Raw genomic sequence first — 12,268 nt, 5'->3', positions numbered from 1 at the left:
GACGGCTGGTCATCGACTCATCCTCCCGGCGCTGGCAATGTTGTGCAGGCACCTCGACGAGCACGCTGCCTCCATCGGCCAACGGAAACGCACCAATTCCGTCAACGCGCCACCTCGCTGTCTCGACGAATGCGCCTGCTTACCCCCACCGCCTGGTTCCTGCACCAACCCAACCCAACGGACGCTATCGATGCCAGGCGGCCTCCACTGGTAAATGTCCTCGCGGCCGCCGATCATTGCACAGGGCCGAAAGCCTCACGGCAACAGGACTTCAGCACCGAAACCGGTCGAGGGCCAGACCGGTAGGGCGGTTACCTCGGTCGCCCGGGACCACTGCTCGGGCTCCCTTTCCGACACACCTCGAGACGCTCACCCAGCGCAGTCGGTCAGCGGAAGAATTGATCGCCGACGGGTGCGTCAGATTGGGGTCTACCCCAGATAGACATGCTGGTCCGCCACTCATGATCGACAGCATCAGGTGCGCGATCGGAAAAACCTCCCGGACATGGGTCGAAAACCGGACAAAAACGGAGCCCGAATTCGTTGCTGCGGTGTCGGTTGACGAGGGGTACTGGAGACAGCAGATGTCAAGACGTCGGCGCCGTTGCAGGAGAACCGTTTTCACCGCACTGTCACCATCGGAGGTGCCCCATGCCTACTCTCGTTTCGCTTTCACCGACCTCGGGGCCTACCACTGGTGGCAACAGTGTGGTGCTGACTGGGAGTGGGTTCAATGGTGTTGGGCCGTTGGAGGTGCGATTCGATACCACCGCAACCACAGTCACCGTCGACTCCGACACCCAGATCACTGCGATCGCCCCGCCCGGAACAGGCACACAACAAGTAACCGTGCGCGCCCTGCTGGACGGCACCAGCAACCCACTGCCCTACACATACGGGGTGGTACTGCCTGTCTTGACCGAGATAGTCCCCGCCAGTGGGTCGCCTGGCACCGAGGTCATGCTCACTGGCTCCGGTTTGTCGAACCCGATCGGCGTGAGTTTCGGTGGCACGCCTGCACAATCGTTCCACGGTGTCACCGACACCGAGGTCATCGCGGTCGCCCCGACGGGCACCGGCACAGTCCCCGTGACCATCACGACCGGCGACGGCACCAGCAACCCAGTCTCGTTTGTCTATACCGGCACGCTCTTTATCGCCGAGTCGGAACGTGGCGCGGTGGTTTCGCTACCGATCGGCGGCGGCACACCCACCACCCTGGCCTCTGGCCTGGAATACCCCGAAGGCATCGCGGCATCCGGCAACACGCTCTACCTCACCAGCCTCACCGCATTCTCGGGCGGCGAGCTGTTGTCGCTGCCAATCACCGGCGGCACACCCACTATCCTGGCCACTGGCCTGGACTCCCCCTCGGGTATCGTGGTCGGGCTGCAATTCCCAACCGCGATCGCGGTCAGGCCTTAACCTCCGGGCAGTAACCCGCGGAAGTCCGCAGCAAAGCACTCGCCTTCCCTGCTCGCCAACACGAAACGCCGCCAGGTGATACCTGGCGGCGTTTCGTGTTGGCGAGCTGACGTCCGACTGCGCTCTCGGCGAGTGGTCACTCGAAGCGACGAATGGATTGCGGCACGAGGCTGTCCGGACGCCGACAGCGCATACGACAGCAGCGAACTGTGGTCCTGGGAGGAACGGGCCAACAGCGAAGCAGCACGCTCATAGCAGTTGCACATTACTTTCTGCCCGTCTAGGGGTGGCTTTGTCCTCCACTGTCGACATCAACGGTGTGCGCACCCTGGAGGAGGAGGTGGTGATAGCCATGGCCGAACGAGACGAGACAGCCATTTTCTTCTCGGAAACCCACTTCGACAGGCAGAACCCCGAGCCTGCTGCGGTCAACCGTGAAGAACATCCGGTGTCGGGTCGTGCGCTGCAGACATGGCGCGACGGATGGACGTACTGCAAAGCGACGAAGAAGGTGGTTGCGCGTAACCAATGGTTGCCGCGTCTGAACCTGGTCGCCGCTGTCGTGACTGCGCTGACAGGTACCGCGATTTTCGCGACGATTCAGGTTAGCCAGTCGACTGCGGCCCGCGTGGCTGTCGGTTCGATCGTGGCGCTGACGGCGGTCGTGTCGGCGGTGACAGCGTGGGTCGGGAGCAGGATCAAAGGGCTCAACGACCAGGCTCATCGCTTTCACGAGTTCCACCGCAAGGTCCAAGCAGATTTCGACGCCGGCCGCGATCTGACCGAACCCGGCTACGAAGACCGGATCGAGCACGAACTCAACGGCATCACCGCAGGAATGAGCGAGCCCTCCAACAAGGCATGGCGCGAAGCCAAAGCAGAGATGGAACACGACATCCAGCAGACGTGCCCCGATCTCCTCCCCCACCGCAGGGTTCTATAACCACTGCTGGGCGTGGCGCCGGGACGACCCGCTCCTCCGGGTGGGCTGCTCCGCCAGAGACGGTTCGAGTGCGGACCAGGTTGCCGCTGTCAGGCGGGCTCGGTCGGATACGGGTTGTATGGGCTGTCGCCTTTGTCTTTCTCGAACTCGTCGCGATCGGTGTCATCCCCGTCGGGCTTTTGGGGCCAAGGGTGGTCCTCTTCCCTCTCGGGCTGCCACGGCGTCGGGGGAACATTCGGCGTGAGCGGCATCGCATCCTCCTTCATCCGGTAGTGACTACTGCCAACTCAACGATCCATCACCGCCCCGATCCGCCACAGAGGCCAAGGGCCCTGGTTGACACCTGTGAATAGCCCCAGCCTGGCATTGAATCGCCCCGGGGTGTCGGGAGACTTCAACCTCTGTGAAGGATGGAGTCGTGTCGAGTTCGAAGAAGTACCCGTTGGAGCTGCGTGTGCGGGCCGTGCGGATGTTCGCCGAGATCAAGGGTGAGCACGAGTCGGAGTGGGCGGCGATGAAGGCGGTGGCCGATCTGCTCGGGGTCGGGACACCCGAAACAGTCCGCAAGTGGGTGCGCCAGGGCCATATCGACACCGGAACGCGGGCAGGAACGAGCTCGGATGAGATGGCGGAGCTGAAGCGGCTGCGGCGCGAGAACGCAGAACTTAAGCGTGCCAACGCGATTCTCAAGGCTGCGTCGGCATTCTTCGCCGCAGAGATCGACCGGCCCCAGCGCTGATCGTTCGGTTCATCACCGAACACCAAGGTCGCCGTGACAGCGGCGGCCTTGTCTGGGGTGTCGAGTCGATCTGCGCCGCGCTCTGCGTGCTCGGCGTAAAAGCGGCCCCCTCAACCTATTACGAGCAGCGCAAACGCAAACCCGCGAAGCGGGATGTTCGTGACGCGGACCTGAAGGTGGAAATCGGCCGGGTTCACCGCGAGAACTTCGGAGTCTACGGCGCGAGAAAGGTCTGGTTGCAACTCAATCGAGAAGGCTGGGCTGTTGCCCGGTGCACGGTGGAGCGGCTGATGCGGGAGCTCGGGCTGCGCGGAGCTGTGCGAGGCCGGGTCAAGCGCACTACCTTTCCTGATCCGGCTGCGCCGCGGCCGGCGGATCTGGTGCACCGGCGCTTCGCGCCGCCTGCACCGAATCGGTTATGGGTGGCGGACATGACGTATGTGTCGACGTGGTCTGGGTGGGCTTATGTGGCGTTCGTGATCGATGCCTACGCACGTCGGATCATCGGCTGGCGCACCGGCACGTCGATGACGACCTCGCTGGTGCACGATGCCATCGAGCATGCCATATGGACTCGCGAAAGAGCGGGTTGCGAGGTGAAAGATGTTGTGCACCATACGGATAGGGGATCCCAATATACATCGATTGCCTTCTCCGAACGGCTGGCCGAGGCCGGGATCCAGCCTTCGGTCGGGGCGGTGGGATCTTCCTACGACAACGCCCTCGCCGAGACCGTCAACGGTCCCTCAAGACCGAATTGATCAGGCCACGCGGTCCGTGGCGCAGCGTCGACCATGTCGAGTTCGCGACCGCCGAATGGGTCGACTGGTTCAACCATCGGCGGCTCTACAGCTACTGCGGGGACATCCCGCCAGCCGAAATGGAGGCCGCCTACTACTCTCAACAACCAGCCCAGCAACCCGCCGGGCTGTCATATCAGTAGGTCTCCGGACTCACCGGGGCGGTTCAATCAAGAGCAAGATGCTGACGTTTGCCCCGACGTGCGACGAGAACCGCTCACGGCTCACCGCCTTCCGTGACTTCCTGGCTAAGGTTGGCGGACCGAAGATCGTCGGTCCGGTCATAGCTCAGCGCCCGTCATAGCCCAACACCCGGACCGACTGTGTCGCGCATCACATTGTTGCAATTTCTGCACGTACGTCAGCTTGACACGATAGCCTTGAGCAGGTGTTCTGATGTCGAATGACTATGGGTCGTTTCGGAGTGGGTGGTCTGCGGGCGGCTCGATCCCTAAGGGGATTGAGAGTGGACAACGTCGAAGAGATGCTGGCTCGGGCTTGGTTGCAGGCCCTTGCTCCATATCGTGCGGTGCCGCAACTGGCACCGTCGGCGCTGCCCCTGCAGGCACTTATTTCGGATCTTCTCGGTGCGCTCGGTGCAGAGCTCTTCGATGCATCGGCAGGCGTGCGGGGCGGCCGCGCCTTGGTGGCCGCCGAGTGGATCGACGAGCAGGTTCCCTTGGTGTCCGCGCGGGTGCTGCATCGACTCGTCGACCAGTGTGAGCATCCCGATGCCGCCGCCCGGACCGCCGAACTGATCAGCGGGAGCAGTGTGGGTGACCAGCACTGCTTGGTCGCGCGCATCGGCGGAGACGAATTCGTCGTTTGCATCCCACCGCCGACCAGCACGTCCAGCACTTCGATCATCGCTGACCGGCTGCTATCGGCGCTAAAAGATCCGATCGTTATCGACGGTCGTGCGCTGCGGATATCGGCCAGCATCGGCGTCATCGTCACCTCCCTCGGTGGGGCTGACACCGAATCTCTTCTGGCTGCGGCCGACGCGAACTTGTACAATGCCAAATCCAACGGCAAAGGCCATTGGGTCCTGAAAATCCTGGACACCCCAGCCTGACGGCTCGGAGCAGATTCTGGCCGTTGTGTTTCAGTACCTCGGCGAGCTTCCGGGGATCGGTGCGGCCGCCAGTCTGGGCACCGTCACCGATTCGCGTGAATGGGACGAGACCTGGAGGCACATTCGTCCTTCAACCCCCATTCAGTGGAGACGCTGCAGGAAAAATAACTGGCAGGGACGTCAGGGCTCGGTGGAATGATCCCGGCCGCCAAGTCAGTTGAGCAGTCGGCACCGCGAGCTGGATGTCGGGGAGGGCATCGAGAAGCTGGTCCACGGCATCCTGAGCGATCAAGGTCGCCATGGTCTGGGCGGGGCAGCGATGAGGTCCCGCGCCCCATGCCAGGTGTGAGCGGTTACCCGCGTGCGCACCTGTGTTTACCGCAGGATCGTTGTTGCAGCCCGTTATGCTGATGATCACCGGTTGGTGAGCGGGCAGCCAGATGTCATCGATCAGGATCGGCCGCCGCGGATAACTGGGGCAGTGATTGGCCAGCGGCGGGTCGTTGAACAACAGCTCGTCGAGAGCGTCTCGGGTTTGCAAGCAGCCGCTGAGAACCCCGCCGGCGAACCGGTCATCGGTCAAGATCAACAACAGAGTGTTTGTAATCAGATTCTGTTGTAGCTCAATGTTCCCGGCGTACAGATTGGCCACTTGTTGAACCACCTCCATGTCGTCGAGGTCGGCCGGGTGGTGAAGCAGCCGCGTGGTGACGTCGTCGCCGGGGTGAGCGCGTTTGAGGGCAACCAGTTCCGACAGCGCCTCAGTGAAGACTTCGAGTCCCTTCTTCTCCTCGACACCCTCGAAGAACGCAGCCATGCCAGCCGCGACCTGCTGCCCGATCCGTGCCGAGCAGCCCACCATGTCGTTGACCGCCGCAAAGGCGAGCGGGAACGCGTATTGGCTGATCAGATCAGCCGAACCGGTTTCGCAGAACACGTTGATCAGCGACGCCGCGATCCGCTCCACGGTGTTGTGCACGGCATGCAGATCGACTCCCGCAAGGCTCGCGGAGGTCGCCTGTCGGTACCGCGCGTGTACGGCTCCGTCGCTGTGCAACGCGGTCGGTCGCCATCGGAGGATCGGCGGGACGGGACAATCGTCGGGAACGTTCTTTTCCCAGACGCGCGGGTCGGCTGGAAAATGGTCGGGGTCGTTGAGAATCCGCAGCGCCTGGTGGTAGCCGATCACCAGCGTCGCAGGAACTCCCGGAGCCAGGTCGACCGGCACCAGCGAACCGTAGCGCTCACGCATCTCGCGATAGATGCGGTGCGGATCGGAGGAGAACTCCGGGGAGTACAGCGGGACGCGGGGCCCGCTGGTGCCGACAGGCGATGAAGAAGGCGCGGACGGGGTTTCGCTCTGATTGGGGGGCAGCGTTGTAGGCAAGTGAATGCGGCTCCAGACGATGAGACAAGAACTTCACGAGCGGATCAGTGGCGTTACCCTCTGGACGGTCGCGCCACTCCGGGTGGTCGCGCAGTGGAGCCGGTCCGGATGCCGCAGCTCGAACAGATCGAGGACGAACCCAGAACATCCTGCTTCGGGCGGCAAATTGTCCCGGCGGAATGTGTCCGTATGCGCTGAATGTGCGGGCATCGGAGTCCAGCCCCTTCCACAGAAATATTGCGTCATCATGACGAGCGTCATTGAGGCGAGAGGCAGGTTATCATTTTCGTAGGCTCCTCGCCAGGCCGCCGCACCGTCGCCCCAATACCGGCCGACCGCAGGAAGGCCTGGTCTCGCACCCGGTCAGGACCGCGCCGTCATGGAGCGTCCGGCTTCCACAAGCGCTGCCGCTCCCCTTCGACCCGCTGAAGGGCTGCGCGATGACCGCCACACTCGCCCCCCTTCTCCCCCGAACTTCGTACCGACCCCAGACCCGGCCTATTTGGCGTTGCGGGCGGCGGGCACACTGCACGCACTCCGGCCCGGTATCTTTTTGTGCCGCGAGCTGTCGGCGATGGCCGCCCAGGGTGGTCAGTTGCTGCTGGGCGTGCAGTCGCTGCGTGGTCGATCCGGTGTTGGACGTGGTGGACGTGCTCGCCAGCGGCCCACGTCAGGGAATCTGCAGCACGTCGTCGAGGAAGGACCGCCGCAGATACGGCCATGCCGAGACGTTGCGTTCCTTGTCGGCAATAAACATGTGGATGAGCGCGGCGATCCGCGGACCTGCGTCGAGCAGGAATTGCGGGAGGTCGAGTTCGGCGCATCGTGCGACGGCGGGAGCAGCCACCTCTAGCGCATCGCCATCTCGACCCGCCGCGTGCAGGCACGCGCCGTACAGCAATCGGGCCTGCAGGTGCGCGCGTGGTCGGCCGATGGCGTCGATGCGGTTCATTCGGGCGTCGGCCTCGGCGCAGGCAGTGGCGATGTCGGCCGGCGAACCGCGAAGCAAGGTACGGATATGTGAGTCCGCGATCAGTTCTTGTGCGACGAGTGCAATGCCGTCGGCTGGTCCGTCCGCTGTCGTCGGGCTTGTCGATATGCGCAGGAGCTCTGGGCCCTGGTGTGGGAGATCGCATCGCAGCCGCTCGTTCTCGATACGTGCGGCAAGCCTGGGCAGGGACAGCTGTCGCGCGATTCGCTCTCCTTCGTCGAGGCGCTCTGCTGCTGCATCTCGTTGTCCGCGTGCGGCTTTGATGCGCGATCCGGTGCCGTAGGTGATCAGCATGAAATCAACTACGCCGCCTTCGGAACCGAGCTGGTGACTGGAGTCCAGCAGTGCCTCGGCCTCGGCGATGCGGCCGTGCTCGTAGAGCAGCTCACCCAGGACGGCACCGGCGAGCCGGGCTGGGTACGAGTGTTTGCCGCTTGATTGGCAGGCCAGTGTCTGTGCCCGCCGAACCAGGGATTCGGCCGCGGTGAGGTCGAGTTGTTCGTGTGCCGCCATGCCGGCGAAGAGGTATCCGTACATGGCCGCGAACGATCCCGCGGCCCGCTGGTGGTAGGGCATCGCCCATTCGATCCACCGGCGGGCCGATGCGAACTCGAACCGGTGCAGAGCTTCGAATGAGGCGACGTTCGCTGCCGACGCAACAACGAATGGCCGCAGTGTATCCGGGCGCTCGAGGCACTGCGATGCGGTCTCGAGCAGACCGTCGATTCGGTCTGCGAACAAGTCGCCGATGGACTGAATCAAGCTTGCCTCGAGCAGGTCGTCGCGGACGTCGGTACCCGACCGTGCCATGATCGACAGCTTGGATTTCGTTGTTTCCAAGGCGTTTTGAATCGGCTCCGGCGGATGATGCAACAACACGTGCGCCCAGCCGAGTGCGATCTGCATTCGGGGGCGGTCTGCCACCAGTTTCGTCGGCAGCTTCGCGATCAGCCCGAGCAGTGTCGACATCTGGGAGTTCTCGACCAGTTCGATACCGTCTCGCTCGACGAGATCGATTGCGCGGTCTGGATCTCCGGCCGCCAAGGCGTGATCGACTGCTTCGCTGAGCATCTTCCGCTCCGAGAACCACTGTGAGGCCACGCGGTGCAGTTCGGTGAGCCTGCCCGGGTGGTCGCGTTCGAGGCGGCGACGCAGAAAGTCGGCGAACAGATGGTGGTAGCGGAACCAGGTCCGGTCGTCGTCGAGGGCTCGAAGGAACAGGTCCCGCTGTTCGATCTGTTCCAGCAACGCTTGGCACTGGTCGCGTTGCGACAACGTGGCTGCCAGTTCGGCGCAGATGCGTTCGGATACCGAGATGGCGAGCATGAAATCGAGAAGTTGTGAATCGAGCGTGTTCAGCACATTGTCCGCGAGGTACTCGGCAATAGCTCGATGTCGACCGGACAGGTGACTGATGAATTCGGTCGGATCGTCATGATGACGCAGCGACAGCGATGCCAGTTGCAGCGCGGCGATCCAGCCGTCGGTTGACGCACGGAGATCTACGATGTCCTGCGTGTCAAGCGGTAGCCGAGCCAGATCGATGAGGAATTCGCGTGACTCGTCGACGTCGAAACGCAGGTCGGTGGAGTCGATTTCGACCACCTCGTCCTCGACCCGCATGCGGCTGAGTGGAAGTCCTTGCCGTGATCTGCTGGTCACGACGATCTGCAAATAATGGCAGCCTTGCTCGAGTAGAAAGTCCAGTGCGCCAATGGTCCCGGGATCGCTGACTCGATGCCAGTCGTCGAGTACGAGGGCGAAAGGTTCCTGGGCCTGGTAAATCTCGTTGATCAGCGATGTGAGGACGTAGCGTTCGGCTGCGTGTCCGTGCTCCTCCAATGCCTGGCGCAGCTCGATCGCCAGGTTCGGGCGCACCTGCTGGATCGCCTCGATGAGGTGTTCGAGGAACCAGATCAGGTTGTCGTCATCGTGGTCGATGTTCAGCCATGCCACCGGGACGTCGTCCGCCAGGAGACGCTCGCGCCACTGCATGGCCAGAGTGCTCTTGCCGAATCCGGCTGGAGCGTGGATAACGACAAGGCGCTTGCGGCCGGCGTCCCATATTCGTTCGATCAGTTTCGCCCGTCGCACGAGCGTGTGTGCGGCAAGGGGTGGGCGGAACTTGGTTGCGGCACTGGGTGGCCGTGCAGCGGCCCGCTGTGACCAGCCATCATCGTGTCGCTGCAGCTCATTGAAGGTAGTCGATCGACTATCAATCAGTGGATTCTGATCGGCCGTCATGAGCGCCATATCGCTGACCCGGTGTCCATGTCTGCGCTGGAGATCGCGCAGTTGTTCGCCGAACTCGGCCGCGGTGGCCGGACGGTCAGTCGGCGACCTCGCCATGGCATGCTGGATCGCTTCGGTGAGCTCTTGTGGGAACTCTTCATCGAGATCGGGAACGGGTGTGGAAGCAACCCGAACGAAATGCGCAACGACTTCCTCGCCCTCGCGTCGCTCCAGAGCAGCGTGTCCGGTGACGAGGCAGAACAGGCTGGCGCCGAGGCCGTACAGGTCGGAGGCCACGCTGGGTGGCTTCCCGTTGAGAATCTCCGGAGCCGTGTAGGCAGGGGAGCCGAGGATCAAGCCCGCGGACGTCTCGAAACCGCCGCTGACGCGCGCGATACCGAAATCGCAGAGCTGTGGTTCCCCGTAATCGGTGATCAGGACGTTCCCGGGTTTGACGTCGTGGTGCAGGATCCCGAGGCGGTGGCTGGACTCGAGCGCGCCGGCCAGCTTGACGCCGAGTGCCACTGCTGCCGGCCAGCGGAGCGGACCGTGGCGTTGCAGGTGATCGGTGAGCGAGCCTCGGCGATGGTAGGGCATCACGATGTAGGGGCGTCCGCTGAACGTGACGTCGGCATGCAGTACTGCGACGACGTTGGGGTGTCCCGAGAGTTGAGCCATCGTTCGCTGCTCGCGCAGGAAGCGCGCCCGACTGTTTGTGTCGAAGTCGGACGAGAGCACCTTAACCGCAACCGTTCGGCCCAACGCGGCTTGAAAACACCGGAACACGGTTCCGAAACCGCCGCGCCCAATTATCTCGGCACGCTCGAGCCCCTCGGCGTCGAGCTCGTCTTCAACCTGCTGTTTTCGCTGTACGCGTTGCGTATCGTCGTTTCCGGCCATTGGTCTTCAATCGCGATCCATCGCCATCCTCCGGGCGAGCGACGTCCCGGTGCCAATCAGATCGCGTTTCGCCGAAGCTTTCGCAAGTCTACGGCGCTGCCTCGGACAAATGCAGCATCATCTCGCTGCCGCAAGGCACCTGCGACTCCATTGGCGGCTCGTCCACGCCTCTAGCCGGCCGATCCAGGCGGGATGCCAAGACCACGCACTGGCTGCGGTCACATCGTTGTCGGCGGTGAGCCATGCGTCCGCGCTGCAGGTGGCACCGGCGACGCCGAGGTCGGCGAGGGTGTGGTTGCCGTGCCGGAGCACCCCGCCTCGGATATGATGCCTTCCGGACGGTCGAAAAATAGGCAATATAGCGGCTCTCGGGAGCGGCTGCCAGAAGGAGTGAACCGTGTCATCAGTTGCTGATCCTCGAAACGCCACGACGGCTGGCGTCGCTGACTGGTCCGCTATTACGCACGATGAAATCTTCGCCGGCCATTACGGAGGCAAGCTGTCGGTGGAACTAAGCACGCCGCTCGATACGCAGCGTGATCTGTCGATTGCTTATACCCCCGGAGTAGCGCAGGTGAGCCGGGCTATTGCCGCGGACGAGGCGCTGGTCACACGGTACACCTGGACCGACCGCCTGGTCGCGGTGGTCAGCGACGGTAGTGCGGTACTGGGTCTGGGTGACATCGGCCCGCGTGCCTCGCTGCCGGTGATGGAGGGCAAGGCCGCGTTGTTCAAGAAGTTCTCCGGTTTGAATTCGATTCCTATCGTGCTGGACACCAAGAATGTCGACGAGATCGTTGAAACCCTGATCCGGCTGCGTCCCAGCTTCGGCGCGGTGAACCTGGAGGACATCTCCGCCCCGCGTTGCTTCGAGATCGAAAAGCGTGTGGTCGAGGCGCTGGACTGCCCGGTCATGCACGACGATCAGCACGGCACCGCGATCGTCGTGCTGGCGGGTCTGAAGGGCGCGGCCACGGTGCAGGGCCGCGACATCAAGGCCCTGAAGGTCGTGGTTTCCGGGGCCGGCGCGGCGGGTGTGGCGTGCAGCAACATCCTGCTGGCCGCGGGCGTGTCCGATGTGGTGGTGCTGGATTCCAAGGGCATCGTCCGCGCCGATCGCACCGACCTGAACGCGGTGAAGGCCGAGCTGGCTCAGCGGACCAACCCGCGTGGGCTGGCCGGTGGTGCGATCGAGGCGCTGGCCGATGCGGATGTGTTCCTGGGCTTGTCGGCGGGCACCGTCGCCGAGAAGCTCATCGCGTCGATGGCGCCCGAAGCGATCGTTTTTGCCATGTCGAACCCGGACCCGGAGATCCACCCGGAGATCGCCCACCGCTACGCCGCCATCGTGGCAACCGGCCGCAGCGACTTCCCGAACCAGATCAACAACGTGCTCGCCTTCCCAGGCGTGTTCAAGGGTGCGCTGGATGCCGGTGCGCGTCGAATCACCGAGGGGATGAAGATGGCCGCGGCCAACGCAATTTTGGGTGTGGTCCGCGATGAGCTGTCCGCGGACAATATCATTCCGAGCCCGCTGGATCCGCGGGTCGCGCCTGCAGTGGCCGCGGCCGTCGCCGCGGCCGCTCGTGCGGAAGGTGTTGCGTAACAGATGGTTGCGAGTCCCGGGGCGCACAGCTTGTGCGACCCCGGGCACTCGGTTCTTGTTCGGCGGTTGTCTTCAGTCCGACGCTGCTCCATTGAGGCGCAGTTCTACCAGCAGGTCGCCGCCTTCCACCTGCTGCACCGTGCCGATCGCCACCCGGGCGACGACTCCGG

Annotated in this window: 7 protein-coding genes and 1 pseudogene; 5 read left to right on the top strand and 3 right to left on the bottom strand. The window is 63.5% G+C overall.

Translation table 11 applies throughout. The features are described 5' to 3' along the window. Positions 1-651: 651 nt before the first annotated feature. Together NN2_RS07430 and NN2_RS07425 are read left to right on the top strand one after the other, a co-directional pair. Positions 652-1,425: an IPT/TIG domain-containing protein gene (locus NN2_RS07430; RefSeq protein WP_082856795.1), complete on the top strand. Its 774-nt coding sequence runs from the start codon at positions 652-654 to the stop codon at positions 1,423-1,425. Between the two features lie 292 nt (positions 1,426-1,717). Then, positions 1,718-2,368 (top strand): hypothetical protein, encoded by a 651-nt coding sequence (locus NN2_RS07425; protein ID WP_156511248.1) that lies wholly within the window; start codon positions 1,718-1,720, stop codon positions 2,366-2,368. Positions 2,369-2,457: 89 nt separating this feature from the next. Here the strand turns inward: NN2_RS07425 and NN2_RS36960 are convergent, their stop codons facing one another. Further along, on the bottom strand, positions 2,458-2,634 hold the full coding sequence (locus tag NN2_RS36960; RefSeq protein WP_156511247.1) for a hypothetical protein: 177 nt from the start codon (positions 2,632-2,634) through the stop codon (positions 2,458-2,460). A gap of 203 nt (positions 2,635-2,837) precedes the next feature. Here NN2_RS36960 and NN2_RS07415 point away from each other — a divergent pair. After that, a pseudogene (locus tag NN2_RS07415) lies at positions 2,838-4,050 on the top strand (IS3 family transposase). A gap of 323 nt (positions 4,051-4,373) precedes the next feature. Beyond that, positions 4,374-4,982, top strand: a complete 609-nt coding sequence (locus NN2_RS07410) for a GGDEF domain-containing protein (protein WP_245658586.1) — start codon at positions 4,374-4,376, stop codon at positions 4,980-4,982. 130 nt (positions 4,983-5,112) lie between these two features. Here the strand turns inward: NN2_RS07410 and NN2_RS07405 are convergent, their stop codons facing one another. Both NN2_RS07405 and NN2_RS07400 read right to left on the bottom strand, forming a co-directional pair. Next, positions 5,113-6,369 (bottom strand): cytochrome P450 family protein, encoded by a 1,257-nt coding sequence (locus NN2_RS07405; protein ID WP_245658585.1) that lies wholly within the window; start codon positions 6,367-6,369, stop codon positions 5,113-5,115. A 670-nt stretch (positions 6,370-7,039) separates the two neighbouring features. Further along, positions 7,040-10,492, bottom strand: coding sequence for a serine/threonine-protein kinase (locus NN2_RS07400; RefSeq protein WP_063011598.1), 3,453 nt, complete (start codon positions 10,490-10,492; stop codon positions 7,040-7,042). A gap of 397 nt (positions 10,493-10,889) precedes the next feature. Here NN2_RS07400 and NN2_RS07395 point away from each other — a divergent pair, with 397 nt between their 5' ends. Continuing rightward, the gene (locus NN2_RS07395) at positions 10,890-12,098 is read left to right on the top strand and encodes an NAD(P)-dependent malic enzyme (protein ID WP_082856793.1); all 1,209 of its coding nucleotides are present in this window, start codon (positions 10,890-10,892) and stop codon (positions 12,096-12,098) included. Positions 12,099-12,268 lie beyond the last annotated feature (170 nt).

It is taken from the genome of Nocardia nova NBRC 15556, assembly GCF_001613005.1.
Classification (GTDB): domain Bacteria; phylum Actinomycetota; class Actinomycetes; order Mycobacteriales; family Mycobacteriaceae; genus Nocardia; species Nocardia nova.
Note: the sequence above shows the minus strand (reverse complement) of the source record. Positions and strands in the feature narration are given on the sequence as shown.